The organism is Streptomyces sp. NPDC001351, assembly GCF_042896045.1.
In the GTDB taxonomy this organism is placed as follows: Bacteria; Actinomycetota; Actinomycetes; order Streptomycetales; family Streptomycetaceae; genus Streptomyces.
Window position 1 is genome coordinate 318,451 of sequence record NZ_JBIAWS010000007.1, and the last position, 25,703, is coordinate 344,153.

The 25,703-nt window shown below is 72.0% G+C and carries 23 protein-coding genes and 1 pseudogene; 17 read left to right on the forward strand and 7 right to left on the reverse strand.

The genetic code is table 11. From position 1 onward, the window contains the following. Positions 1 to 18 precede the first annotated feature (18 nt). Complete coding sequence (locus tag ACFY1U_RS26710; protein WP_390696661.1) at positions 19 to 372, reverse strand: hypothetical protein; 354 nt, start codon at positions 370 to 372, stop codon at positions 19 to 21. Between the two features lie 141 nt (positions 373 to 513). Here ACFY1U_RS26710 and ACFY1U_RS26715 point away from each other — a divergent pair, with 141 nt between their 5' ends. The 4 genes from ACFY1U_RS26715 to ACFY1U_RS26730 all read left to right on the forward strand — a co-directional run bounded on the left by ACFY1U_RS26715 (position 514) and on the right by ACFY1U_RS26730 (position 6,155). After that, the gene (locus ACFY1U_RS26715; RefSeq protein WP_390696662.1) at positions 514 to 1,563 is read left to right on the forward strand and encodes a glycine betaine/L-proline ABC transporter ATP-binding protein; all 1,050 of its coding nucleotides are present in this window, start codon (positions 514 to 516) and stop codon (positions 1,561 to 1,563) included. Next, a complete protein-coding gene (locus ACFY1U_RS26720; protein WP_390696663.1) occupies positions 1,556 to 4,165 on the forward strand; it encodes an ABC transporter permease/substrate binding protein in 2,610 nt (869 codons plus the stop codon). Before ACFY1U_RS26715 ends, ACFY1U_RS26720 begins: the two co-directional genes overlap by 8 nt. 689 nt (positions 4,166 to 4,854) lie before the next feature. After that, on the forward strand, positions 4,855 to 5,430 hold the full coding sequence (locus ACFY1U_RS26725; protein WP_390696664.1) for a helix-turn-helix domain-containing protein: 576 nt from the start codon (positions 4,855 to 4,857) through the stop codon (positions 5,428 to 5,430). A gap of 5 nt (positions 5,431 to 5,435) precedes the next feature. Further along, positions 5,436 to 6,155: a helical backbone metal receptor gene (locus ACFY1U_RS26730; RefSeq protein ID WP_390696665.1), complete on the forward strand. Its 720-nt coding sequence runs from the start codon at positions 5,436 to 5,438 to the stop codon at positions 6,153 to 6,155. Here the strand turns inward: ACFY1U_RS26730 and ACFY1U_RS26735 are convergent. Then, positions 6,067 to 7,239, reverse strand: coding sequence for a TDT family transporter (locus ACFY1U_RS26735; protein ID WP_390696666.1), 1,173 nt, complete (start codon positions 7,237 to 7,239; stop codon positions 6,067 to 6,069). The genes ACFY1U_RS26730 and ACFY1U_RS26735 overlap by 89 nt on opposite strands. 69 nt (positions 7,240 to 7,308) lie before the next feature. Between ACFY1U_RS26735 and ACFY1U_RS26740 the strand changes: the two genes are divergently transcribed. Both ACFY1U_RS26740 and ACFY1U_RS26745 read left to right on the forward strand, forming a co-directional pair. Beyond that, the gene (locus tag ACFY1U_RS26740) at positions 7,309 to 8,232 is read left to right on the forward strand and encodes a LysR family transcriptional regulator (protein ID WP_390696667.1); all 924 of its coding nucleotides are present in this window, start codon (positions 7,309 to 7,311) and stop codon (positions 8,230 to 8,232) included. 257 nt (positions 8,233 to 8,489) lie between these two features. Next, complete coding sequence (locus ACFY1U_RS26745; RefSeq protein ID WP_390696668.1) at positions 8,490 to 9,455, forward strand: aminoglycoside phosphotransferase family protein; 966 nt, start codon at positions 8,490 to 8,492, stop codon at positions 9,453 to 9,455. Here the strand turns inward: ACFY1U_RS26745 and ACFY1U_RS26750 are convergent. Together ACFY1U_RS26750 and ACFY1U_RS26755 are read right to left on the reverse strand one after the other, a co-directional pair. Then, complete coding sequence (locus tag ACFY1U_RS26750) at positions 9,430 to 10,143, reverse strand: gamma-glutamyl-gamma-aminobutyrate hydrolase family protein (RefSeq protein ID WP_390696669.1); 714 nt, start codon at positions 10,141 to 10,143, stop codon at positions 9,430 to 9,432. The two genes, ACFY1U_RS26745 and ACFY1U_RS26750, sit on opposite strands and share 26 nt — an antisense overlap. Before the next feature lie 85 nt (positions 10,144 to 10,228). Continuing rightward, the gene (locus ACFY1U_RS26755) at positions 10,229 to 10,963 is read right to left on the reverse strand and encodes an FCD domain-containing protein (protein ID WP_351466300.1); all 735 of its coding nucleotides are present in this window, start codon (positions 10,961 to 10,963) and stop codon (positions 10,229 to 10,231) included. A gap of 95 nt (positions 10,964 to 11,058) precedes the next feature. Between ACFY1U_RS26755 and ACFY1U_RS26760 the strand changes: the two genes are divergently transcribed. From ACFY1U_RS26760 to ACFY1U_RS26775, 4 genes are read left to right on the forward strand one after another with little or no spacing between them, the layout of a single operon-like run. After that, on the forward strand, positions 11,059 to 12,429 hold the full coding sequence (locus ACFY1U_RS26760; RefSeq protein WP_390696670.1) for a glutamine synthetase family protein: 1,371 nt from the start codon (positions 11,059 to 11,061) through the stop codon (positions 12,427 to 12,429). A gap of 7 nt (positions 12,430 to 12,436) precedes the next feature. Next, positions 12,437 to 13,801 carry an aldehyde dehydrogenase family protein gene (locus tag ACFY1U_RS26765; RefSeq protein WP_390696671.1) on the forward strand — a complete coding sequence of 455 codons (1,365 nt, stop codon included), beginning with the start codon at positions 12,437 to 12,439 and terminating at the stop codon, positions 13,799 to 13,801. 6 nt (positions 13,802 to 13,807) lie between these two features. Further along, on the forward strand, positions 13,808 to 14,590 hold the full coding sequence (locus tag ACFY1U_RS26770) for a 3-oxoacyl-ACP reductase (protein WP_115909236.1): 783 nt from the start codon (positions 13,808 to 13,810) through the stop codon (positions 14,588 to 14,590). Positions 14,591 to 14,615: 25 nt separating this feature from the next. Continuing rightward, entirely contained in the window at positions 14,616 to 15,854 is a 1,239-nt protein-coding gene (locus ACFY1U_RS26775; RefSeq protein ID WP_390696672.1) for a haloacid dehalogenase-like hydrolase, read from the forward strand. Positions 15,855 to 15,883: 29 nt separating this feature from the next. Here the strand turns inward: ACFY1U_RS26775 and ACFY1U_RS26780 are convergent, their stop codons facing one another. Beyond that, positions 15,884 to 17,086, reverse strand: coding sequence for an amino acid deaminase/aldolase (locus tag ACFY1U_RS26780; protein WP_390696673.1), 1,203 nt, complete (start codon positions 17,084 to 17,086; stop codon positions 15,884 to 15,886). 1,219 nt (positions 17,087 to 18,305) lie between these two features. On the opposite strand from ACFY1U_RS26780, the gene ACFY1U_RS26785 reads away from it, so the two are divergent. Both ACFY1U_RS26785 and mycP read left to right on the forward strand, forming a co-directional pair. Continuing rightward, a complete protein-coding gene (locus tag ACFY1U_RS26785; RefSeq protein ID WP_390696674.1) occupies positions 18,306 to 19,427 on the forward strand; it encodes a hypothetical protein in 1,122 nt (373 codons plus the stop codon). Then, on the forward strand, positions 19,424 to 20,590 hold the full coding sequence (gene mycP, locus ACFY1U_RS26790) for a type VII secretion-associated serine protease mycosin (protein ID WP_390696675.1): 1,167 nt from the start codon (positions 19,424 to 19,426) through the stop codon (positions 20,588 to 20,590). Before ACFY1U_RS26785 ends, mycP begins: the two co-directional genes overlap by 4 nt. A gap of 13 nt (positions 20,591 to 20,603) precedes the next feature. Here the strand turns inward: mycP and ACFY1U_RS26795 are convergent, their stop codons facing one another. Beyond that, positions 20,604 to 21,608 carry a serine hydrolase gene (locus ACFY1U_RS26795; protein ID WP_390696676.1) on the reverse strand — a complete coding sequence of 335 codons (1,005 nt, stop codon included), beginning with the start codon at positions 21,606 to 21,608 and terminating at the stop codon, positions 20,604 to 20,606. 160 nt (positions 21,609 to 21,768) lie between these two features. Here ACFY1U_RS26795 and ACFY1U_RS26800 point away from each other — a divergent pair, with 160 nt between their 5' ends. Then, entirely contained in the window at positions 21,769 to 22,497 is a 729-nt protein-coding gene (locus tag ACFY1U_RS26800) for an SseB family protein (RefSeq protein WP_390696677.1), read from the forward strand. Between the two features lie 4 nt (positions 22,498 to 22,501). On the opposite strand, the gene ACFY1U_RS26805 is transcribed toward ACFY1U_RS26800, so the two are convergent. Continuing rightward, positions 22,502 to 22,870: a DUF1844 domain-containing protein gene (locus tag ACFY1U_RS26805; RefSeq protein ID WP_266953624.1), complete on the reverse strand. Its 369-nt coding sequence runs from the start codon at positions 22,868 to 22,870 to the stop codon at positions 22,502 to 22,504. A 338-nt stretch (positions 22,871 to 23,208) separates the two neighbouring features. Here ACFY1U_RS26805 and infC point away from each other — a divergent pair. From infC to ACFY1U_RS26825, 4 genes and pseudogenes are all read left to right on the forward strand, one after another. Next, a pseudogene (infC, locus tag ACFY1U_RS26810) lies at positions 23,209 to 23,908 on the forward strand (translation initiation factor IF-3). 111 nt (positions 23,909 to 24,019) lie between these two features. Beyond that, positions 24,020 to 24,214: a 50S ribosomal protein L35 gene (gene rpmI / locus ACFY1U_RS26815; protein WP_004933563.1), complete on the forward strand. Its 195-nt coding sequence runs from the start codon at positions 24,020 to 24,022 to the stop codon at positions 24,212 to 24,214. Positions 24,215 to 24,325: 111 nt separating this feature from the next. Beyond that, a complete protein-coding gene (rplT, locus tag ACFY1U_RS26820; RefSeq protein ID WP_004933571.1) occupies positions 24,326 to 24,709 on the forward strand; it encodes a 50S ribosomal protein L20 in 384 nt (127 codons plus the stop codon). Positions 24,710 to 24,801: 92 nt separating this feature from the next. Then, positions 24,802 to 25,650 (forward strand): TrmH family RNA methyltransferase, encoded by an 849-nt coding sequence (locus ACFY1U_RS26825; RefSeq protein ID WP_390696678.1) that lies wholly within the window; start codon positions 24,802 to 24,804, stop codon positions 25,648 to 25,650. Positions 25,651 to 25,703: the final 53 nt, after the last annotated feature.

Sequence of the window (25,703 nt, forward strand, 5' to 3'; positions counted from 1 at the left end):
GCCGTACGGCACTGACAGTCACGCGCCGGCGAGCAGCCACCGCCAGCGCGGACGTTCCGTCACCAGGGTCGCGGCGGCCAGCAGCGACACGAGGACGGCCGCCCAGGCGGGAAACAGCCACCACGCGGAGGCCACCGCCGCGACGAGCTGGAGCAGTACGAGCAGGATCGTGACCGGGCCCGGAACGGGCACGATCACGTTCGCCTTGTCACCCGGAGTGGAGAAGACGGTCGGCAGACCGATCAGCACCAGCACCGCGAGGACGGCGAGCGGCCACGAGTGCGGCCACAGGGCCCAGGGCGTGGCGATCCAGGCCACCAGCTCCGTCGCGAAGCGCAGCACCGACGCGCGTCTGTCGTCCGGTCGTTCCACGGTCGCCCCCCAGACACACCGATGTGAAGCACCGGCGGTGATCCTACGCACTGGTTGTGAACTGAACCACTTCCGAGTTTGCCCTGGTCGGCCGGGGGCAGGCGCGGCCATTGTCCCCCCACCCCGTGATGAGAGGCAGACGTGTCATCCAGGCTTGAGGCCGAGCACCTCTACAAGGTGTTCGGCAGACGACCCGACGACGCAGTCGAGCGGCTCCGCAAGGGAGCCGACCGGGAGGAGCTGCGTGCCGACGGCACCACGGCCGCCGTGATCGACGCATCCTTCACCGTGGAACCGGGCCAGATCTTCGTCGTCATGGGCCTGTCCGGCTCCGGCAAGTCCACGCTGCTGCGCATGCTCAACGGCCTGCTGGAGCCGACCGCCGGACAGGTCCGCTTCGACGGCCAGGACCTGACCGCGCTCGGCGACCGCGAACTGCGCGCCGTCCGCGCCCGGAAGATCAGCATGGTCTTCCAGCACTTCGCGCTGTTCCCGCACCGCAGCGTCCTCGAGAACGCCGCCTACGGCCTGGCCGTGCAGGGCGTGCCCCGCGCCGAGCGCGAGCAGCGCGCCGGCGAGGCGCTCGCCCTGTGCGGGCTGGCCGGCTGGGAGAAGTCCTGGCCCGACGAGCTGTCCGGCGGCATGCAGCAGCGCGTCGGCCTCGCCCGCGCCCTGGCCACCGACGCCGATCTGCTGCTGATGGACGAGTCGTTCAGCGCCCTGGACCCGCTGATCCGCCGGGACATGCAGGACCAGCTGCTCGAACTGCAGCGGAGCCTGAAGAAGACCATCGTCTTCATCACCCACGACCTCAACGAGGCCATGCGCCTGGGCGACAGCATCGCCGTCATGCGCGACGGCCGCATCGTCCAGACCGGCACCGCCGAGGACATCCTGCTGCGGCCCGCGAACGACTACGTCGCCTCCTTCATCCAGGACGTCGACCGCTCCCGCGTGCTGACCGCGTCCGCCGTCATGGACACGGAGGTGAGCGGCGACGAGGCCGACTGCGGCTGCACGAGCGACTGCGAGACCGCGACGCCCGACACGCCGTTCACCGAACTCTGCGCGATGAGCGCCCGGACGACGCACCCCGTGGCCGTCCTCGACGCCCAGCACAAACTCGTCGGAGTGGTCCCCACCCAGCGCCTGGTCGCCTTCCTCGGCAACGAGGAGGCCGTCCATGCCTAGGATCCCGCTCGGCGACTGGGTCAACAGCACCGTCGACTGGCTGCTGGGCCATGTGTCCTGGCTCTTCGACTTCTTCAAGACCGTCTTCTCGGGCACCTACGACGGCATCAACGCCGTGCTGCAGGCCCCCGAACCGCTGCTGCTCGCGGGCATCTTCGCCGTGCTCGCGTTCTGGCTGCGCGGCAGCCTGGCCGGTGTCCTGACCTTCGTGGGATTCGCCTTCATCGACTCCCTCGAACTGTGGGACGACGCGATGGTCACGCTGTCGCTCGTCCTCGTCGCCACCATCATCGCGCTGGTGATCTCGGTGCCCGTCGGCATCTGGGCCGCGCGCTCCAACCGGGTCAGCGGGCTCGTCCGGCCCGTCCTGGACTTCATGCAGACGCTGCCCGCGATGATCTACCTCATCCCGGCGATCCTGTTCTTCGGCACCGGCGCCTCCGCGGGCATCGTCGCCACCCTGATCTTCGCGCTCGCCCCCGGCGTGCGCATGACGGAACTGGGCATCCGCCAGGTCGACAAGGAACTGGTCGAGGCCGCCGAGGCCTTCGGCACCACGCCCCGCGACACCCTTCTGCGCGTCCAGCTGCCCCTCGCACTGCCCACCGTCATGGCCGGTGTGAACCAGGTCATCATGCTCGGCCTGTCCATGGCCGCGATCGCCGGCATGGTCGGCACCGGCGGCCTCGGCGGCGACGTCAACGAGGCCATCGGCCAGCTCAACGTGGGCCTCGGCTCCGAGGCCGGTGTAGCGATCGTCATCCTCGCGATCTACCTCGACCGGATGACGAGCGCCCTGGGCACCCACGTCTCCCCGCTGGGCCGCCGCGCCGCCGCCAAGGCCCGCGCCGCCCAGGGCCTGAAGATCTGGTCCTACCGGCCCAGTCCGCAGATCGCGGTCATCGGTGTCGTGATCCTCGCGCTCGTCGCGGGTGGCATGGGCGTCTTCGGCGGCACCAGTGGCTCGACCCCGGTGGCCGGCGTCAAGAACGTCGGCCAGGGCAAGAAGATCAGCATCGGCTACATCCCCTGGGACGAGGGCGTCGCCTCCACCTACCTCTGGAAGGAGATCCTCGAGGAGCGCGGCTACCAGGTGGACGCCAAGCAGTTCGACGCCGGCCCGCTCTACACCGCTCTCGCCCAGGGCACCGTCGACTTCGAGACCGACTCCTGGCTGCCGACCACGCACGCCCAGTACTGGAAGAAGTACGGCAGCAAGCTCGACGACCTCGGTGCCTGGTACGGCAAGACCTCCCTGGAGCTGAGCGTCCCCGCGTACATGAAGGGCATCGACTCCCTCGACGACCTCAAGGGCAAGGCGGGCACCTTCGACGGGAAGATCACCGGCATCGAGTCCAGCGCCGGCGAGATGGGCCTCCTCAAGAGCAAGGTCCTGAAGGACTACGGCCTCGACAAGGAGTACCAGGTCGTCGACAGCTCCACCCCGGCGATGCTGGCCGAGCTCAAGCGGGCGTACAGCCAGAAGCAGCCCATCGTCGTCACGCTCTGGTCGCCGCACTGGGCGTACAACGACTACAAGCTGAAGAAGCTGAAGGACCCCAGGGGCGCCTGGGGTGGGGGCGACGGCGTGCACACGCTCTCCCGCAAGGGCTTCGCGGGCGACAACCCCGTCGTCGGCAAGTGGCTGAAGAACTTCAGGATGAACGAGAAGCAGCTCACCAGCCTCGAGGCCGAGATCAACAAGGCGGGCAAGGGCAAGCAGCAGGATGCCGTGCGTGCCTGGCTGAAGGACAATCCGGGGTTCGTGGACAAGGCGGCCCCCGTCCCGCACAACTCCGCGTCCGCCGAGGCCAAGCGGCCCGTGAACGTCGCATGGTTCCCCTGGGACGAGGACATCGCCGTCACCTACCTCTGGAAGAACGTCCTGGAGCGGCGCGGCTACAGGCTCAACCTCAAGCAGATGGACGTCGGCCCGGTCTACACCGGACTCGCCTCCGGCGACCTCGAGGTCAACTTCGACGCCTGGCTGCCGTACGCGCAGAAGAACTACTGGGACAAGTCCAAGGACAGACTCAAGGACCTCGGTACCTGGTACCAGCCGACCTCGCTGGAGGTCGCCGTCCCCTCGTACGTCAAGGGCGTGAAGTCCTACGAGGACCTCAAGGGCAAGGCGGGCCTCTTCGGCGGGAAGATCATCGGGATCGAGCCGGGCACCGGTGAGATGAACCTGCTCAAGACGAAGGTGCTGCCCGGCTACGGCCTGGACAAGGAGTACAAGGTCGTCGACGGCTCCACCCCGGCGATGCTGGCCGAGCTCAAGCGCGACTACGCCCAGAAGAAGCCCGTCGCCGTGGTGCTGTGGTCGCCGCACTGGGCGTACAGCCGGTACGACCTGACCAAGCTGAAGGACGACAAGAAGCTCTTCGGCGAGGGCAACACGATCCGCACCATCTCCAACGAGAAGTTCCCCGAGCAGTACCCGCAGCTGACCAAGTGGATCAAGAACTTCAGGATGAGCGAGGCCGAGCTCGGCAGCCTGGAGGCCGAGATCAACAAGCACGGCCAGGGCCACGAGGAGGAGGCCGTCGCCGCCTGGATCAAGGAGCACCCGGACATGGTCGGCCGGATGACCCCCCAGTAGGCAGGACGACACCTCCGCAGGGAAGCACGCGCGCGTGGGCGGTCCGTTTCGCGACGGGCCGCCCACGCGCGCGTGAAGGGCGTACGAAAAGGATCCGGCCAACCACGGAGCGCCATGTCATCGCCCAAGCCTCATCGCTCCCCGGGCCGGAAGTGCCGAGCGCACATGCGCCGCGCCGCGCACCCTGGCCGGCCCCGCCGAAGCCGCCCCCGACGTCACCTCGATGCATGGCGGCACCATCGAACTGACCAGCCATGACCGGCCGGATCGCGACACGGGGTGCCAACTGGGCGCCGCCCCGCCGACGTCGGCAGCCGGCGGACGTATGCCCGCGGTCCCGGCACCGGCCGGCCCGACCGGAGCCTCGTCCGCCCGCCCGCGGACGGCAGATCCCGCACCGACGGCCGACGGCCCCCACCATCGGCCCCGCCCGCCCTCCGGCCCCGCTGGTCAGCGGCTTCGTCCCGAAGGAGGAATCCGCGCCCGCCGAGTGGGCAGAGCCCATCCACGGGTCAGAGTTGGCGAATTGACCGCACGCAGTGTTTACGGGGATGTGACGGGCGCATGAAACGGTTTGCCGAACCTGCGTAAGGTGCAGAGAACTCATCAAAGAGCCGCACCCGGACACCGGTGCACGGCATACGGAACCGCGCCACACGGACACACGAGCGAAGGAGGGAGCCGGAGCGATGGGCGACCACAAAGACGACCACAAGGATCAGCCCCTGCGAGTGGGCGCGGCCGTGCGGCGACGCCGTCGGGCGCTGCAGCTCACCCTCGCCGTGGTGGCCGAGCGCAGCGGCCTGTCCGTTCCCTTCCTGAGCCAGGTCGAGAACGACCGGGCGCGGCCCAGCACAACGTCCCTCGAGAAGGTCGCCGACGCCCTGCGCACCACCGCCGTCGAGCTCCTCGCCGCCGCCGACCCGGCGTGCAGCGTCGACGTCGTGCGCGCCGAGCCCGAGCCCGCGGCCGAGCCGCGGGTGCGTTCCCTGGTCCGGGGGCACCACCAGATGCACGCCTCGGAGTTCACCGGGGACCATGACGCGGGCCGCGAATTCCAGTACCGCAACGACCAGTTGATGTACGTCGCCGACGGCGCGGTGGAGATCGAGGCCGAGGGGCGGGCCTACCGGCTCGGCCGCGGCGACACGCTGTATCTGACGGGCGGTGTACGCCACCGGTGGCGGGCGACCGTGTCGGACACGCGCGTGGTCGTCGTCGCGGTCGCCGAGCACGTCGAGGCGGTCCAGAACCGGTCGCGGTAGTGCCGGTGCGCGTCGTCTCCCTCGTCCCGTCGCTGACGGAGGCCATCGCGGTCTCGGTACCCGGCGCCCTCGTCGGTGCGACCGACTGGTGCACGCACCCCGCCGACCTGGACGTGCCCCGCATCGGCGGCACCAAGAACCCGAAGCTCGACCGCATCCTCGCGCTCACCCCCGACCTGGTGGTGGCCAACGCGGAGGAGAACCGCGAACCCGACCTGGCGGCGCTGCGCGCGGCGGGCGTCGAGGTCCTGGTGACGGTGGTGTGTGACGTACCCCAGGCGTTCGCAGAGCTCGCCCGGGTGCTGGAGGCCTGCGGGGCGGCCTCCCGCCCCCGCTGGCTCGACGAGTCCGAAACGATCTGGTCCCGCCTGCCGCGCCCCGAGCGCCGTACGACGGCCGTGGTCCCGATCTGGCGCCGTCCCTGGATGGTCCTGGGCCGGGACACCTTCGCGGGCGACGTACTGTCCCGCCTCGGCGTCGACCACCTCTACGCCACCCACCCCGACCGCTACCCCCGTATTCCGCTCGACGAACTGCGGGCGGCCGCCCCGGACGTCGTCGTACTGCCGGACGAGCCGTACCGCTTCACGGCCGACGACGGCCCGGAGGCGTTCCCGGGACTGCGGTGCGCCCTGGTCAGTGGACGCCATCTGACGTGGTACGGGCCGTCGTTGACCGAGGCGCCCCGGATGCTGGGCGGGGCCCTGCGAGCAGCGCTCCCCTGACCAGGCCGCGGGCCGTGTGCAGGGCGGCGGTGGTCCAGGCGGCGACGAGCAGGACGTACAGCCCGACCCCGAGCCAGTCGTAGGTGACGAGCCCGGTGTGCCGGGCGAGCGACTCGGCGCCCGTGACACAGGTCCCCACCGGGAAGGTGAACGCCCACCATGTCATCGCGAAGCCCATGCCCTGCCGGCGCGCCCGCACCACATGCGCGGTGGCGAACACCAGCCAGAGCAGCGCGAAGCCCATGACCGGCACGCCGTACAGGACGGCGAGGATGCCGAATCCCTCGCTGTACGAGGCGGGTACGACCCCCGGTGCCACGTCCGCGAACCTGCCGACCGCGGTGGTGGACTGCCCGAGCGGCCCGAGCACCAGGAACAGCGTCGGGGTCAGGACGAGGGGCAGCGGACCGCCGGTGATCAGCCGACCGAAGATCACCGGCAGCATCAGCAGGGTCGCGAGGAGACTGAGCCCGAACATCGCGACGCAGGCGAACAGGAGCGTCTGCCGGGGCTGCCCGGCCGGCAGGTGCGGCACGAGGAGCGGCCCGAGCGCCGCCGACACCATGGGCGCGACGACGGGCAGCAGCCACACCGGCGTGGCCTGGTCCGGCTCCACCCGGTGTCGTACGGCCATGAGGTACGGCACGGCGACGGCGGCCGCGAGCCCCACCGCCGTCCCGGCGGTGAACAGCACGGCGTCGACAAGGAGCGCGTCGGCCGGTCCGATCCAGTACCGGCCGACGGTGACGGCACCGCCGCCGACGGCCAGCAGGGCCATGGCGAGACACCCGTAGAACGGTGCGGTCGCCGGGTCGAGGAGGTGGGCGCGGGCCTGGTCGCGGTGGTGCCTCCAGTGCAGGGCGCGGGCGCCGAGCAGAGCGAGCAGGAGGCCGAGGGAGAGGGCCCACACGGCCGCGCAGGCGGTGCGCAGGCCGGGGATGCCGAGGGGGAGCGCCGAACCTGCGGTGGCGACGATGGCGGTGCCCATGACGGTGGCGTACCAGTTGGGCCCGAGATGACGGACGGCCGTGGCGCGCGGAGGGCGTGCGGTGGCACGCGGAAGGGGCTGGGCTGCGGTGACCATGCCTCACGGTCTCGCTGCCGAACCCCCGCGACCAGGGAGTATGGCTCTATGAGGGCATAAGCTGGAGTTATGAGCAACAGGGAGGAGCCGCCGGCCGTCGTCGTCTCGCTCGCGCACCGGGTGCCCGATCTCGGGGCGCTGGAGCTGCTGCTGGCGGTGGCGCGGCTCGGCAGTCTGGGCGGGGCGGCGCGGGAGCTGGGGATCACCCAGCCGGCGGCGAGCAGCCGGATCCGGTCCATGGAACGGCAGTTGGGTGTGGCCCTAGTCGACCGTTCGCCGCGCGGCTCGCGCCTCACGGACGCCGGTGCGCTGGTCACGGACTGGGCGCGGCGGATCGTCGAGGCGGCGGAGGCCTTCGACGTGGGGGCGCAGGCGCTGCGGGACCGGCGGGACTCCCGGCTGCGGGTGGCGGCGAGCATGACCATCGCCGAATACCTGCTCCCCGGCTGGCTGTTGGCGCTGCGTGCCCAGCGCCCCGACACGGCGGTGTCCCTGCTTGCGGGCAACTCGGCAGCGGTGGGGGAGCGGTTGCTGTCGGGCGAGGCCGACCTGGGTTTTGTGGAGGGGGTGGGTGTGCCGCCCGGTCTGGACTCGACGGTGATCGCCCACGACCGTCTGATCGTGGTGACGGCACCGGGGCACGCGTGGGCCCGGCGCCGGCGTCCGCTGGAGGCGGCGGAGCTGGCGGCGACGCCGCTGATCCTCCGTGAGAAGGGCTCGGGCACCCGGCAGGTCCTGGATGCGGCGCTGGGTGGGCTGGCGCGGCCGCTGATCGAACTGTCGTCGACGACCGCGGTGAAGGCCGCGGCGGTCAGTGGGGCGGGCCCGGCGGTGCTGAGTGAGCTGGCGGTGGGGGAGGAGCTTGCGATGCGGAGGCTGGTGCCGGTGCCGGTCGACGGCGTCGCGCTCGCCCGGGAGCTGCGGGCGGTGTGGCCGACGGGGCACCGGCCGGTGGGACCGGCCCGGGATCTCCTGTCGCTGACCCGCGGGTAATGACCTTTCTCGCCCCCGCCGCCCCTTCCCGTCCCGACCCTGGGGGCTCCGCCCCCAGACCCCCGATCGGCCTGAACGGCCTCGTCCTCAAACGCCGGACGGGCTGAAAGATCAAACCCCCGGCCGGCGAAAATCCAGCCCCTCCGGCGTTTGAGGAGCGGGGGTCCGGGGGCTGGCCCCCGGGAAGGGACGGGTAGGGGCGGCGGGGGCGAAAACCCCTTGGCGGGCGGGCGTCGCCGGGTGACACCCTGAACCGCATGACCACCCCCGCCCCGCCCGCCGCGGGCGTCCGCACACCCTGGGAGGCACTCCCACCCACCGTGCGCAACGCCGTCGCAGACGTGCTCGGCGGCACCCCCGTCACCCACGCCGTCACCCAACCCGGCGGCTTCTCCCCAGGCACAGCCGCCCGCATCCGAACCGCCGCCGGCCGCCGCGCCTTCGTCAAGGCGGTGAGTGCGGACACCAACCCGCACAGCCCCACCCTGCACCGCACCGAGGCCCGCCACACCGCAGCCCTCCCGCACACCGTCCCCGCGCCCCGCCTCCTCGGCACCTACGACGACGGCACCTGGGTCGCCCTGGTCCTGGAGGAGATCCCGGGCCGCCAGCCCCATGTCCCTTGGCGGAAGCGGGAGTTGGCGCGAGTCCTCGACGCCGTGGCAGAGCTCAGCCGCACCCTCACCCCGTCCCCCGTGGCCGCACCGCCCGTCGCCGAGGCCCTCGCCGACGACTTCTCCGGCTGGCAGCGCCTGCGCGCACAGGAGACGCACGAACTCCGCGGCCGCCTGGACGAATGGGCCCTCGCCCACCGGTCCCGCCTCGCCGACCTGTCCGCCGGCTGGGCGGCCGCCGCCTCCGGCGACACCCTCGCCCACGCCGACCTGCGCGCCGACAACATGCTGCTCACCGCCGACGACCGCGTCGTCTTCGTCGACTGGCCGCACGCCGTGCGTGCGGCGCCCTGGTTCGACCTGCTGGTGATGCTGCCCTGCGTCAGGGCGCAGGGCGGACCGGACTCGGAGGAGGTGTTCACCGCCCATCCCGTCGGCCGGGAGGCGGACCCGCACGCCGTCACCACCGCTCTCGCCGCGCTGGCCGGCTACTTCGTCGCGCACGCCCTGCGGCCGCCGCCACCCGGCCTCCCCACCCTGCGCGCCTTCCAGCGCGCCCAGGGTGACGCCGCCCTCGCCTGGCTCAGGAGACGGCTGAAGGCCTCGTAGCCGAAGAAGCCGCCTCCACCAGCGCCCGCATCACCCGCAGGTCGTCCCCCATCTCCGGATGCCACTGCACGCCCAGCACCCAGCCGTCGGCGGACGGCAGTTCCAGTGCCTCCACCGTCCCGTCCGCCGCGTGGGCCGAGGGGATCAGGCCGGTGCCGAGCCGGTCGACGGCCTGGTGGTGATAGGTCGGTACGGACGTCTCCTCGGGGACGGCGGCGGCGTACCGCGTGCCGGGCACCGGCTTGACCGGGTGGTGGCCGAAGACGCCGACGACCTCGGCGTGGCCGTCGATGTGCTGGACGAGCGTGCCGCCCAGGGCGACGTTCAGGAGCTGCATGCCCCGGCAGATGCCCAGCAGGGGGATCCGGGCGGCCAGGGCCGCGTCGATCAGCGCCAGTTCCCAGGCGTCCCGGGCCCGGGCCGGCGGGCCCGTCCGAGGGTGGGGCTCCGCGCCGTAATGGACCGGCTCGACGTCCGGGCCGCCCGCGATCACGAGACCGTCGAGACGCGCCACGGCCGCGGAGGCGTGCTCGGGCGCGTCCGGCGGCACCATCGCGGCCAGCCCGCCCGCCCGCTGCACCAGCCGCGGATAGCCGGCCGGCAGCAGCGCGGCCTCCAGCTCCCACACGCCCCAGCGCGCCCCGGCCTCCAGATACGTGCTGATGCCGATCAGCGGCCCGTCCGCCATGCGTCCTCCAGGTCCCGCAAAGGATTGTATTCATACCTTTGCGGAGGGGGCCCCTCGAAGGCAAGGTCCCCGAGAAAGCGGCTCCTCACGCCAGGAAGCCCCTGAGCAGCGCCGCCGTCCCCGCGCAGTGCTCCCGCATCATCTCCCGTGCCCCGTCCGCGTCCCCGTCCAGGACCGCCTCCACCAGCGCGACGTGCTGTCGCTGCGAGTGCTCCAGGTTGCGGACGAGCAGCGGGATGCAGTCGAGCAGGTCGTTCACCGTCGCCCGGACCGCCGCGTACTGCGCGGTCAGCGTGGGCGATCCGCACAGCTCGGCCAGCGTCAGATGCAGCATCGTGTCCAGCCGCCGGTAGTCGGCGAGCGGTGCGTCGCCCGTGCGGGCCAGGGCCTCGCGCAGCCGGTCCGCCTGCTCCTTGCCCAAGCCGTGCGTCGCGCACAGCCCCGCCGCCCCGACCTCCAGCACCTCCCGGAAGCGCAGGACGTCCTCGATGTCGACCTCGGCGACCCGGCGTCGCAGCTCGTCCTCGCCGCCCGCGTCCGCGCGCGGCAGGACGAACGTGCCGCCGTAGCGCCCGCGCCGGGACTCCACCAGACCCTGGTCCTGCAGCACCTTCAGCACCTCGCGCAGCGTCACCCGGCTGATCCCGAGCCGCTCCGCCAGCTCCCGCTCGGCCGGCAGCCGCTCGCCCCCCGGCACCAGGCCCAGCCGTACGACCTGCAGGATCTGCTCCAGAGCCTCCTCGAAGCCGTTGCCCGCGCGCACCGGCCGCAGTACCGGTGTGAGCCGGTCCTCCAGGCTGCCGTCCGGATCCAGCGACATCCCGCCGCACCCCCTTCCCAAGCAATGGTTCTCCGCAATACCTTATGGCTTCCGGCCCGGTCGAAAAAGCGAGCAGAAGCCGAAGGAGCTCTCCCGTGGCAGACCGCACACCCCCGCTCGGCGTCGAGGAGCTGCATGCCCTCGTCGCGAGCGGTGAGATCGACACTGTCGTCCTGGCCTTCCCCGACATGCAAGGGCGGCTCCAGGGCAAGCGGTTCGCCGCACGTTTCTTCCTCGACGAGGTCCTCCACCACGGCACCGAGGGCTGCAACTACCTCCTCGCCGTCGACACCGAGATGAACACGGTCGACGGCTACGCGATGTCCTCCTGGGAGCGCGGCTACGGCGACTTCGCCATGCACCCGGACCTGCGCACCCTGCGCCGGGTGCCGTGGAACGCCGGTACGGCCATGCTGATCGCCGACCTCGCCTGGAACGACGGCTCGCCCGTGGTCGCCGCCCCGCGGCAGATTCTGCGCCGCCAGCTGGAGCGCCTCGCCGAGCACGGCTTCACCGCCCAGGTCGGCACCGAGCTGGAGTTCATCGTCTTCAAGGACACCTATGAGCAGGCCTGGGACGCCAACTACCGAGGGCTCACCCCGGCGAACCAGTACAACATCGACTACTCGGTGCTCGGGACCGGGCGCATCGAGCCCCTGCTCCGCCGCATCCGCAACGAAATGGCGGGCGCCGGACTGACCGTCGAGTCCGCCAAGGGCGAGTGCAACCCCGGCCAGCACGAGATCGCCTTCCGCTACGACGACGCCCTCGTCACCTGCGACCAGCACGCCATCTACAAGACCGGCACCAAGGAGATCGCCGCCCAGGAGGGCGTGTCGATCACCTTCATGGCCAAGTACAACGAGCGCGAGGGCAACTCCTGCCACATCCACCTCTCGCTGGCGGACGCGGCCGGCAACAACGCCATGGCGGGCTCCTCCGAGGACCCCGGCGGCATGTCGGACGTCATGCGGTACTTCCTCGCCGGACAGCTCGCCGCCCTGCGGGACTTCTCGCTCCTCTACGCCCCCAACATCAACTCCTACAAGCGGTTCCAGCCGGGCTCCTTCGCCCCGACCGCCGTCGCCTGGGGGTACGACAACCGCACCTGTGCGCTCCGGGTCGTCGGCCACGGCCGCTCGCTGCGCTTCGAGAACCGGCTGCCGGGCGGTGACGTCAACCCGCACCTCGCCGTCGCCGGGCTGGTCGCGGCCGGGCTGCACGGCATCGAGCAGAAGCTGGAGTTGCCCGAGCCCTGTGCGGGGAACGCGTACACCGCCGAGTACGAGCACGTCCCGACCACCCTGCGCGAGGCCGCCGAGCTCTGGGAGAACAGCCCCATCGCGAAGGCCGCCTTCGGCGACGAGGTCGTCGCGCACTACCGCAACATGGCGCGCGTCGAGCTCGAGGCCTTCGACGCCGCGGTGACCGACTGGGAGCTGCGCCGCTCCTTCGAACGCATGTGAGGCCCTGTTGTCTGCCGAGCACGAACTCGTCGTACTGAACCCCGCCACCGAGGAGGTCCTCGCCACCGTCCCCGCCGCCGACGCGGCCGAGGTGGACCGCGCCGTCGCCCGCGCGGTGGCCGCCCAGCGGACCTGGGCGGCCGCCGCGCCAGCCGACCGGGCCCGGCTGCTGCGCCGCTTCGCCGACGTCGTCGACGCGCACGTCGAGGAGCTGGCCCAGCTGGAGGTCCGCGAGGCGGGCCACGTCCTCGGCAACGCCCGCTGGGAGGCCGGCAACGCCCGCGACCTCCTGCTGTACTCCGCGGGCGGCGCCGAACGCCTCCTCGGCCAGCAGATCCCCGTGACCGGCGGCTGGGACGTCACCTTCCAGGAGCCGCTCGGCGTGGTCGGCGTCATCGCCCCCTGGAACTTCCCGATGCCCATCGCCGCCTGGGGTTCCTTCCCGGCCCTCGCCGCGGGCAACGCGGTCGTCCTCAAGCCCGCCGAGACCACCCCGCTGACGGCCCTGCGCCTGGCCGAACTCGCCCTGGAGGCGGGCCTGCCGGAGCATCTCTTCCAGGTCGTCCCGGGCTACGGCCACACCGCGGGCCGCGCCCTCGTCGACCACCCCGACGTGGCGAAGATCGTGTTCACCGGCTCCACCCGCACCGGCCGCGAGGTCATGGAGCGCTGCGCACGCCTGGTCAAGCCGGTCACCCTCGAACTCGGCGGCAAGAGCCCCAACATCGTCTTCGCCGACGCCGACCTCAAGACCGCCGTGGACCCCTTCTCCTTCCTGGACAACTCCGGCCAGGACTGCTGCGCCCGCACCCGGATCCTGGTCCAGGAAGCGGTGTACGACGAGGTCCGCGAACTGCTCGCGGACGCGCTGTCCGCGGTCGTGGTGGGCGACCCGGCCGACGAGAAGACCCAGATGGGCCCGCTGATCAGCCGTCAGCAACTGGACCGGGTACGGTCCTTCGTGCCCGACGAGGCCCCGGCCCTGCGCGGCAGCGCCCCCGACGGGCCCGGGTTCTGGTTCCCGCCGACCGTCCTCACCGGCGAGCGGCACGACTCCGACGCGGCCCGCGAGGAGATCTTCGGCCCGGTCGCCGTCCTGCTGCCCTTCACCGACGAGGCCGACGCGATCCGCCTCGCCAACGACACCCCGTACGGACTGGCCGGCTCCCTGTGGACCCGTGACCTGGGCCGCGCCCTGCGCGTCTCGCGGGCCGTCCGCGCCGGCAACCTGTCCGTCAACTCCCACTCCAGCGTCCGCTACTGGACCCCCTTCGGCGGCTACAAGCAGTCCGGCCTGGGCCGCGAACTCGGCCCGGACGCCCTGACCGCCTTCACCGAAACCAAGAACGTCTTCATCAGCACGGAGGCCTGACCACTCATGACCGAAGACAACATCTGCCGCCGTCTGGTGGGCCGTACGGCCGTCATCACCGGAGCCGGCAGCGGCATCGGCCTCGCCACCGCGCGCCGGCTCGCCTCCGAGGGCGCGAACATCGTCTGCGGCGACGTCGACGAGGCCCGCGGCAAAGCGGCCGCCGACGAGGTCGGCGGGACCTTCGTGAAGGTCGACGTCACCGACGCCGAGCAGGTCGAGGCCCTCTTCAGGACGGCCTTCGACACCTACGGCAGTGTCGACATCGCCTTCAACAACGCGGGCATCTCGCCGCCGGACGACGACTCCATCCTGGAGACCGGTCTGGAGGCCTGGAAGCGCGTCCAGGAGGTCAACCTCACCTCCGTCTACCTGTGCTGCAAGGCCGCCATCCCCTACATGCGGCAGCAGGGCAAGGGCTCCATCATCAACACGGCGTCCTTCGTGGCGCGGATGGGTGCCGCCACCTCCCAGATCTCGTACACGGCCTCCAAGGGCGGCGTGCTCGCCATGTCCCGCGAGCTGGGCGTGCAGTTCGCCCGCGAGGGCATCCGCGTGAACGCCCTCTGCCCGGGCCCGGTCAACACGCCGCTGCTCCAGGAACTGTTCGCCAAGGACCCGGAGCGGGCCGCCCGCCGTCTGGTGCACATCCCGGTCGGCCGGTTCGCCGAGGCCGAGGAGATCGCCGCCGCCGTCGCCTTCCTGGCCAGCGACGACTCCTCCTTCGTCAACGCCACCGACTTCCTGGTGGACGGCGGAATCGCGGGCGCGTACGTCACGCCCCTGTAGGGACGAAACGGTACGGTCCACGCGTATGCGACACCTTCTCGCGTGGACCCTGGCCGCGGCCGCCGCCCTGGCGGCCGCGCCCACCGCACCGCACGTCTCCCCGCACTCGAACTGCCCCCGCCTGACCGGCAGCTGGTACGGCGACAACCGCGCCCGCCTCCAGCAGGTGATCGACGAGCGCGGTACCTGCTCGGGAGCCGGCGGCCACCCGGTCGCCGTCTTCGACTGGGACAACACCGTTACCAAGAACGACGTCACCGACGCCACCCTCTCCTGGTCCCTCAGACACGACGGACTCCTGCGCCCGGCGCGCTGGAAGGACACCAGCCCCTGGCTCACGGACGCCGCCGACCGCGCGCTGACCGAGGCCTGCGGGACCGGCACCCCCGAACCCCTGCGCACCTCGACGAACGCCCGCTGCACGGACGAGATCCTCGACATCCGCGAGAACGCCACCACCGCGAGCGGCGCCCCCGCCTTCGCCGGCACCTGGAACCACCGCCGCACCGTCCCGCAGTACGCCTGGGTGCCCCAGCTCTTCGCCGGCCGCACCCCCGCCGAACTCGCCTCCTACGCCCGCCAGGCCCGCACCGAGGCCCTGGCGGCCCCCCTGGGCGCCACCCGCACCCTCGGCACCCACACGGTGCCCGCCTACGTCCGCTACTACGACCAGCAGCGCGACCTCATCCGTACCCTCCAGCGGGCCGGATTCGACGTCTACATCGTCTCCGCGGGCTCCGAACCGGTCACCGAGGTCTGGTCCCGGGCCGTCGGCATCGATGCCGCCCACACCATCGCCATCCGCTCGCTCCTCGACCGCCGCGGCCGCATCACCCCCAGCAACCAGGGCTGCGGCAACGTCCCCGCGACCCGTGGCACGGCGATCCCGTACATCGACGGCAAACGCTGCTGGATCAACCAGGAGATCTACGGCGTCCACGGTGCCGCGGCCTGGCAGCGGCAGCCGTGGGCGCGGCGCCCGGTCCTCGCGGCCGGGGACGCCGACACCGACGTCACCTTCGTCGGCGACGCGACCGGCGCGCACCTCGTCCTCAACCGCAACAAGCCGGAACTGATGTGCCGGGCCTACGACAACGCCGACGGCCGTTGGCTGATCAACCCCATGTTCATCGACCCCCTGCCGCGCAGGCCGGACCCGTACCCGTGCTCGACCAAGGCCCACAACGCGTCCGACGGCGCCAAGGACGCCCTCCTGCGGGACGACGGCTTCGTCGTCCCGGACCAACCGGACACCGTGTACTGACCGGCACCGGCCAACCCGCCGGGTGCCGGCTACAGGAAGGTGTGGCCCTCCCCGCGGTACGTCGGGACGGTCGCCGTCACCGCGTCCCCCTCGATCAGATGCAGCACGTCGAAGCGCTCGCACAGCTCACCGGCCTTGGCGTGCCGGAACCACACCTTGTCGCCGATCAGCAGGTCGTCGGCGGCGGAGCCGAGCAGCGGGGTCTGCACCTCGCCGGGCCCTTCCTGGGGGTCGTAGCGCAGCCCCTCGGGCAGGTGCGGGACGGGCAGCCGGTCGCTGCCGGCCGCACCGGAGGCGGGGTATCCGCCGCCGAGGACGGTGACGACCCCGACCCCCGGCCGGCGTACGACGGGCTGGGCGAACAGGGCCGCCGGACGCCCGCTGAACGACGTGTAGTTGTCGAACAGCCGGGGCACGTACAGCCCCGAACCGGCGCCGATCTCGGTGACGGCGTCCTCGGCGGCGGTGTACTGCACACTGCCGGTGCCGCCGCCGTTGACGAACTCCAGATCCGGTACGACCGCCCGCACCGCCCGCACCACCTCGCCGCGCCGCTCGGCCAGCTCCCGGCGGGCCGTCGCCTGCATCAGCCGTACGGCACGCGACCGCAGCGGCCGCCCGGCGACGGAGTCACCGACGCCCGCGATATGGCCCTCGTACGCCATGATCCCCACGACCTTGAACCCCGGCCGCCGGGCCACCAGCCGGGCCATGTCGGCGACCTGGGCGGGCGAGTGCAGCGGCGAGCGGCGCGCCCCGACGCGCACGCGCCCCCCGAACAGCTTCAAAGCGGTGTCCAGCTCCAGGCAGACCCGGATGACTTCACGCCCGCCGTCGCGGGCCTCGTCGATGAGCCTCAGCTGTGCGGGGTCGTCGATCATGACGGTCACGGCGGCGGCGAGCTTGGGGTCGGAGGCCAGCTCGGCGAAGCGGGCGCGGTCCGCGGACGGATAGGCGAGCAGGATGTTGTCGAAGCCGCCGCGTGCCAGCCACAGGGACTCGGCGAGGGTGAACGACATGATGCCCGCGAACCCGTCCCGCGCGAGGACCCGCTCCAGCAGGGCCCGGCAGCGGACGGACTTGCTGGCGACCCGGATCGGCTTGCCGCCCGCGCGGCGCACGAGATCGTCCGCGTTGGCGTCGAAGGCATCCAGGTCCACGATGGCGAGAGGGGCGTCGAGATGGGCGGTGGCCCGGTCGTAACGGACCCGGTCGGCGGCGCGCGCAGTCATGAACGAAGCCTGCCAGACAGGATTACCGCAGGGTAGGGGGACGTTCCGGGCAGATGCCTCGTGCTCGTGGACTGGTTCCCGTTCCGACAGGGGCAGCCCGTAGAGTGACGCGCACGTACGGCGGAACGGCGGCGGTTGCACATGCATCCGGATGCCGGTCCGTTCGTGCGGGTATGCGTGCCCGGGACGGACTGGCCCGGCGTCGATCGGTTGAGCGCAAGGACGACGGCCCGCGTACAGGTAGACGGCCCGGGCGCGAGGAAACGGGGGGCGCATGAGCACGGAAGCGCAGCACGCCTCCATTCCGCCGCGCCCTGCCCAGCCGCCGACGGCAGGGTCGTCGCCGTCGGAAAGCCGTCCGCAGGACGCCGAGACGGCCTCCGGCGGCGGGGCCTGGTCCCCATGGCGAGGTTCCGAACGCTTCGAGGCGTTCGGCCACCGCACCCCTTCCATGAACTCCATGGGTTCGAACACCGAAGCCGGGCCCGACTCCGCCGCCGAGCCCGGAGCGACTCGGCACGGTGTCGTGGGGGGCGAATCCTGGTCCGGTCCGCAGACCCCGCCCCCGCCGCCCGCCTCGGCCCGCTTCCCGGACGCCCCTCCGGCGTCCGGCCCCGAGGAGGCCCGCAACAGCGCCGGCGCGCCCGCACCGGGCACCGCCGCCGTCCCTCCACGCCCGAGCCACCGCCCCACAGCCGCGCCCAGCGCCACGAACGCCCCCGCGGAAACCCCTCAGGAATCCACCACGCGCCTACGTCCGGTCCCGCCCGCCGCTTCGGACGCTCCCACCGACTCGGGCCCGCGCCCGGGACCGCCCTCTGCCGACCCACGGCGTCACGCTGATTCGCCTGTCGGCCCGCGTACGGCCTCGGGTTCTGGCGGGGCCGTGCCGCCGAGTTCGGGTACGCGGTCGGGGTCGCCGTCCGGTGACCCGCGGCGCCACGCTGATGCGGCTGCGGGCCGGATGCCTTCTGCGCGTGCGGGTTCGGGTTCTGGTTCGGTTGTTCCGCCGGCCTCGGACGGTTCGGCTGGTTCCGGTGCGCGGCCGGGGTCGTCCTCCTCGCCGGCCGCCGACCCGTCGCGCCGGTCGGAGTCGGCCGCCGCCTCCGTGCCTCCTGCTCGTCCGGCGGGGCCCCCTGCCGGTTCGACCACGCCCCCGGTGAAGGCCGCCCCGGCTCCCGTCGATCCACCGCGGCGCCCGGGTTCGACTCCCGGGCCCATGCCTCCTGCTCGTCCGGCTTCCCGCCCCGGTGCGGCCGCGCAGCCGGACGGCGGCACCCCGCCGTCGGCGGATGCCCGCCCGGGCACGGCCCCGCCGCCACCCCGCCCGGCCACCGCCCCCGCCGAACCGGCCCGTCGGCCCGGCGCGGCCACACCTCCCATGCCCTCCACCCGCCCGAGCTCCGGTCATGCGTCGCAGTCGCCGCCCATGCCGCCCCTGCCGGGCACCCGGGTGGAAGGCGTGGGGCCCGATCCGGCGTTCTCCTGGAGTGCTCCGGGGCCGCCCGGGGGGCTCGGGCGGCCCGTGGTGTCCTTCGGGGAGCCCGAAGGGTACGACGAGCGGGTCCGGCCGCGGCCGCTCGGGAGGCGGGTGCGTTCGCGCACGGTCGCCGTCGCCGCCTGCGTCGTGCTCGGGCTCGGGCTCATCGGCGGGGCCGTGACCGGGAGTTGGCTGGTCGGCGGTTCCGGGGACGACGGCGGGCAGGACACGTTCGCCGCGGCCGGGGACCTGTGGCACAACGTGCCCGTGGACCAGCTGTTCCCGCGCACCGTGCAGGGCACGGGTGCCGGACCCGGCGGCGCCGACCGGACCTGGACTCGCATCGCCGTCGCACCGGACAGCGGCTGCAGGAACGCGTTCGACCCCCTGCTGCAGAAGGCCCTCGCACCGGTCGGCTGCCGGCGACTGCTCCGCGCCACCTACACCGACGCCACCCAGAGCTTCGTCACCACCGTCGGCCTCCTGTTCACCGAGGCCGACACCGCGTCCATGACCTCCCTCGCCAGACGCTTCCAGAGCCAGGGCCTCGGCACCCGCACCGACCTCATGCCCCGCCCCTACGCCGCGAAGAACACCGCCGCCGCCCGCTTCGGCAGCAAGCAGCGCGCCTCCTGGACCGTCTCCGTCCTCACCGACGCCCCCGTCGTCGTCTACGCCGTCTCCGGCTGGGCCGACGGCCGCAGCGTCGACACCCCGGTCCCCGCCGAGCAGGCCACCCAGGCCGGCGCCACCGCGGCCCCCGCCCAGGCAGGCCTCGGCAACGAGGCCCAGGGCCTCGCCGACCGCATCGAACGGGCCCTGCGCAAAGACGTCACCTCGCCCACGGAGAACCCCTCGTGACGCGACGCATCGCCGCGCTGAGCGTCCTGCTCGCCGCCTCCCTCGCCCTCGTGCCGTCCACCGTCGCGCACGCCGACGGCATACGCGCCCAGCAGTGGGCCCTCGACGCCATGCACACCCAGCAGGCCTGGCAGATCACCAAGGGCAGAGGCATCACCGTCGCCGTCCTCGACACCGGCGTCGAGGCCGACCACCCCGACCTCGTCGGCAACGTCCTGCCCGCCCAGGACATGATCGGCTTCGGGGCCAAGCAGGGGGACCGGGCATGGGCCCGGCACGGCACGGCCATGGCCGGCATCATCGCCGGGCACGGACACGGCCCCGGCGACTCCGACGGCGTCATGGGCATCGCCCCCGAGGCGAAGATCCTGCCGGTGCGGGTGATCCTCGAAGACGGCGACACCGCCCGCGGCAAGGCCCGCTCCACCCGCGGCAACGCCCTCGCGGAAGGCATCCGCTGGGCCACCGACCACGGCGCCGACGTCATCAACCTCTCCCTCGGCGACGACTCCGCCTCCGCCCACCCCGAACCCGCCGAGGACGAGGCCGTCCAGTACGCCCTGAAGAAGAACGTGACCGTCGTCGCCTCGGCCGGCAACGGCGGCGACAAGGGCGACCACGTCTCCTACCCGGCCGCCTACCCGGGCGTCATCGCCGCGACCGCCGTCGACCGCTTCGGCATCCGCGCCTCGTTCTCCACCCGCCGCTGGTACGCCACCGTCAGCGCCCCCGGCGACAAGATCGTCATCGCCGACCCCGACCACAAGTACTACGAGGGCTGGGGGACCAGCGCCGCCTCGGCGTTCGTCTCGGGCGCGGTCGCCCTCATCAAGGCCGCTCACCCCGGGCTCACCCCCGCCCAGATCAAGCAGCTTCTCGAGGACACCGCCCGCAACCCTCCCGCCGGGGGCCGCGACGACTCCCGCGGCTTCGGCATGATCGACCCGGCCGCCGCGATCAAGGCCGCCGGCCGCCTCAAGCCCAAGGCCCTGCAGGCGGTGTCGTACGGCGAGAAGTACTTCGGCCCCGGCCCGGACGCGTCCACGTCCGGTGACGACACCAGCGGTTGGGCGGCCCCGCTAGCGGGCAGCCTCGGCGGGGTACTGCTCGTCGCGGCGGTCTTCCTGTGGCGCGGCCGCCGCGCACGCTTCGACGGCTTCTGAGGCCGCCGGCCCGTCACTCCGGGACGGACGCGGAGGGGGAAGCAGAGGCGGACGAGGACGAGGTCTCGCCCGTCAGCGCCGAAACCGCCGCCTTCGCCACCGACTCGACCAGCGAAATCCCCTTCGCCTGCGTCGAGTTGCCCTTGGACAGTACGGCCACCAGGTGGTCGCGGCCGTCGACCGTCACCCGCCCGATGCTGTTGACGTCCCACAGCCCGGTCGTGCTGCGTGGCAGCCAGCCGTTCTTCAGCGCCCAGGCGGAGCCGTCGGCCGCAGCCGACACACCCCAGTGCTGGTCGGCCTCGATCCGTCCCATCAGCCCCTGCAGATACGTCTGCGAGGACTCGCTCAGCTTCGAGTCGTCTCCGAACACCTGCTGCAGCAGGGTGAGTTGATCGGTGGCCGTGGTCTGGGTCAGCCCCCACAGCATGCCGTCGCCGCCCTCGGTGTCCGTGAGCCCCAGCCGCTCGTTCGCGGCATCGAGACCCTCCGCCTCGCCGATGGCCCGCCACAGCTCGGAGGCAGCGGTGTTGTCGCTGTTCTCGATCATCGTGGTGGCGTACGACTTCTCGCTCGCCGTGAGGTGCCGGCCCGCGTCCTGCGCCTGGAGCAGCAGCGCCGCCAGGATGTCGACCTTGACGATGCTCGCCGTGTCGAACGCGCCGTCCCCGTACGAGGCGCTCTCACCCGAGTCGAGGTCCAGCACGGCCACCGACACCTCGGCGCCGTCCTCGGCGGGCACCGACCGCACGGCCTCGGCCAGCAGCGCGTCGTGGTCCACAGCCGGCTCCGCCACAGGTTCCACCGCATCCTCCCCGTGCGCCGTGCCCGAGGTGGAGGCCGACGCCGTCGCCGACGACGATACGGGGATCGCGCCGGAGTGCGCCCGAGCCTTCACATACACGGTCCCGGCGGCCGAACCGCCGACGACGGCCACGACGGCGAGGGCCGAGTGGAGCAGGATGCGCGTCCTGGACGGACGGGCGCGGCGGCTGCGGCGGGCTCTGGGGGACTCCATCCCGCGATGCTGGAGGCGGCGACTGTGCGCGCCGTTAGACCGACGTTAGATGTGCGTCAGGGAAATCTGAGAAAGCCGTGAATCCTGTGAACCTGCGGTTTCCGGGGCCGCACAAGCCCAGCAGCATCCCCCCGATACCCGCCCGATAGGGTCGGTGACCGTGGCGAACAAGAACATTCCCGACTCCGGCTTCTCCGACGACGACGGCACCGCCGACCCCCGGCTGGCCGCCGCGCTCACCGCCTGGGCCGAGGACCGCACCGCCGTGGGCCCCGTCCTGGAGGCGCTCAAGGGCGCCCGGCTGCTCGTTCCCGTGGTGGCCGTCCTCGGCGAGGTCGAGGAGGACGAGAACGGGCTGCGCCGCGAGAAGACCAGCGACATGGCCGTACCGACCCTCAAGGCGGGCTCCCGCACCGCCCTGCCGGCCTTCACCTCCACCGACTCCCTGGCCCGCTGGGACCCGGCGGCCCGCCCCGTCGCCGTACCCCTGCACCAGGCGCTGCAGGCCGCCGCGCACGAGAAGGCGGACACGATCGTGCTGGACCTGGCCGGACCCGTGCCGTACGAGTTGACGGGCTCCGCGCTGCTCGCGCTCGCCGAGGGCCGCACGACGGCCGACCCGCTCGCCGACCCCGCCGTACGGCAGGCGGTGCGGACCGCGGTCGCCGCCGAGCCCGCCGTGCTGCGTGCCCACCTCGGGCCCGGCCAGGCCGACGGCACCCTCGCCCTCGTACTGGACGAGTCCGCCGCACCCGCCGAGGCCGCCCGTGCCGTCGCCGAACGCCTCGCCGCCGACGAAACACTGAGGGCCCGCCTGGTGCGCGGCCTCGACTTGGCACTGCTGCCGGCCGGGGCGACGCCGCCGGGCGAGCCCCTGTACGTACGGTGATCGACTAGCCGTAAACGGGGCCCGTGTACTTCTCGCCCGGGCCCTGGCCCGGCTCGTCCGGGACGAGGGACGCCTCGCGGAACGCCAGCTGCAGCGACTTCAGGCCGTCGCGCAGCGGCGCCGCGTGGAAGGAGCTGATCTCGGTCGCGCTCGCGTCCAGCAGACCGGCCAGCGCGGTCACCAGCTTGCGGGCCTCGTCCAGGTCCTTGTACTTGTCGCCCTCCTCGGTCAGACCGAGCTTCACCGCGGCGGCGCTCATCAGGTTGACGGCGACCGTCACGATCACCTCGACGGCGGGGACCTCGGCGATGTCGCGGGTCATGGCGTCGAAGTCGGCGGGGGACTCGGAAGACTCAGGAGGGGTGTCACTCATGCCCCACACGATAGGGCCCGGTGCAGGCCGGTTAGCACCACCCCCGGGTTGCTGCTAACCTTGTGTGACGACCGGCTGGACGCTCGCGTGTCCGGCCCACAAGTGGAGGCTCCGATCTCCCACCTGACCGTCCCCCGGGGCGGCGGGTCACCCCGGTCAGGCGGCCACCATCGTTCCGTACGGACGATGGAGTCGCCCGAAAGCGCGCCCCGCGTCATCGCGGCGGTGCTCCGGTAGTGCTTTGGAGCCCCGCCTGTGATCGTCCGGGGCATTTTTCATGCTTCGGCGCGGTTAGGTCTAACGAAAGAGAGACATACACGGCTGTCCGCCAGACCGCCGTGTGGTGCTAACCGAGGAGGATCCATCAGCGCCGAGCCCCGCATCAACGACCGGATTCGCGTTCCCGAGGTGCGACTTGTCGGTCCCAGTGGCGAGCAGGTGGGCATCGTCCCGCTGGCCAAGGCACTGGAGCTTGCGCAGGAGTACGACCTGGACCTGGTCGAGGTCGCGGCGAACGCCCGTCCGCCCGTGTGCAAGCTCATGGACTACGGGAAGTTCAAGTACGAGTCGGCCATGAAGGCCCGTGAGGCGCGCAAGAACCAGGCGCACACGGTCATCAAGGAGATGAAGCTCCGGCCGAAGATCGACCCGCACGACTATGACACCAAGAAGGGTCACGTCGTCCGGTTCCTCAAGCAGGGCGACAAGGTCAAGATCACGATCATGTTCCGTGGTCGCGAGCAGTCCCGGCCGGAGCTCGGCTACCGACTGCTGCAGCGTCTCGCGGAGGACGTCCAGGACCTCGGCTTCGTGGAGTCGAACCCGAAGCAGGACGGCCGAAACATGATCATGGTTCTCGGTCCGCACAAGAAGAAGACCGAGGCGATGGCCGAGGCCCGCCAGGCGCAGGAAGCCCGCAAGGCAGACGCGAAGGCCAACCCCGGCAAGTCGCAGAACGCCGCGGAGACCGAGCATGCCGTGGCGACCGAGGACTCCGTGGAGACCGAGGCTCCTGCCGAGGCTTCCGCCGAGGCGTGATCCCGGGGGACGCAAGTCCCCAGGATGTAACCGAAATACGAACGACGCTCCACCGTGCCCGGTTTTCGCGACCGGGCACCGGAGCGCCACCGACGAGGAGAGAACGGCGCTATGCCGAAGAACAAGTCGCACAGCGGTGCCAGCAAGCGCTTCAAGGTCACCGGCTCCGGCAAGGTGCTCCGTGAGCGCGCCGGCAAGCGCCACCTGCTCGAGCACAAGTCGTCCCGCGTGACGCGTCGCCTGACCGGCAACGCCGAGATGGCCCCGGGCGACGCCGCGAAGATCAAGAAGCTTCTCGGCAAGTGACGTAAGCGGCGCCTGATCATTCGATCGCCGAGCGCCGTACGTCTGGACCGGGACCCAATCGTTTCCGGGCCGTGTGAGTCCAACCACGGCCCCGCTACAAGGAGTTAACAAGTGGCACGCGTCAAGCGGGCAGTCAACGCCCACAAGAAGCGCCGGGCGATCCTCGAGCAGGCCTCCGGCTACCGCGGTCAGCGTTCGCGCCTGTACCGCAAGGCCAAGGAGCAGGTCACCCACTCGCTGGTCTACAACTACAACGACCGCAAGAAGCGCAAGGGTGACTTCCGCCAGCTGTGGATCCAGCGCATCAACGCCGCTGCCCGCGCCAACGGCATCACGTACAACCGCTTCATCCAGGGTCTGAAGGCCGCGAACGTCGAGGTCGACCGCAAGATCCTGGCCGAGCTGGCCGTCAACGACGCCACCGCGTTCGCCGCGCTGGTCGAGGTTGCGCAGAAGGCCCTTCCGGCCGACGTCAACGCCCCGAAGGCCGCGTGACGCTGCACCGGCTCTGAGCCGACGTGACATGAGGGACCCGCAGGCCTCCGGGCTTGCGGGTCCTGTTGTGTAGCTTTCCGAAAGTGAGCCCCATGCCCTCCGCCAGCCCCGAGCTGATCTCACCCCGTTCCCCTCGCGTCTTGGCCGCCCGGCGGCTCGCCCGGCGGAACTTCCGGGGCAAGGAGCGGCTGTTTCTCGCCGAGGGCCCGCAGGCCGTGCGGGAGGCGGCGGCCTACGGGGACACGTTGGTCGAGCTGTTCGCGACGGTCGAGGCAGCCGAGCGGTACGCCGACATCATCGGCGAGGCACGAGCCACCGGCGCCCGGGTTCATCTCGCGGCCGACGACGTGATCGCCGACATCTCGACCACCGTCACCCCGCAGGGGCTCGTCGGTGTCTGCCGGTTCATCGACACACCCTTCGAGGAGATCCTGGCCGCCGAGCCGAAGCTGGTGGCCGTACTCGCCAACGTGCGCGACCCCGGGAACGCCGGGACCGTGCTGCGCTGCGCCGACGCCGCCGGCGCCGAGGCCGTCGTACTGACCGACGCGTCCGTCGACCTCTACAACCCCAAGGCCGTACGGGCCTCCGTGGGCTCGCTGTTCCATCTGCCCGTCGCCGTCGGCGTCCCCGTGGAGGAGGCCGTCGAGGGGCTGAAGCGGGTCGGTGTGCGGATCCTCGCCGCGGACGGGGCCGGTACCGACGACCTGGACGACGAGCTCGACAAGGGGACCATGGGCGGGCCGACCGCCTGGGTGTTCGGGAACGAGGCGTGGGGGCTTCCCGAGGAGACCCGCGCACTCGCGGACGCCGTGGTGCGCGTGCCGATCCACGGGAAGGCCGAGAGCCTGAACCTCGCCACCGCGGCCGCCGTATGTCTGTATGCGTCGGCCCGTGCACAGCGCGCCTCCACAGGGTGCCGTTCCGTCACCGAGAGCTAGTAGGGTGACCAGCTCGGGGGCCACCTGCGCCGTCTGAAGGGTGGGGTTGCGGG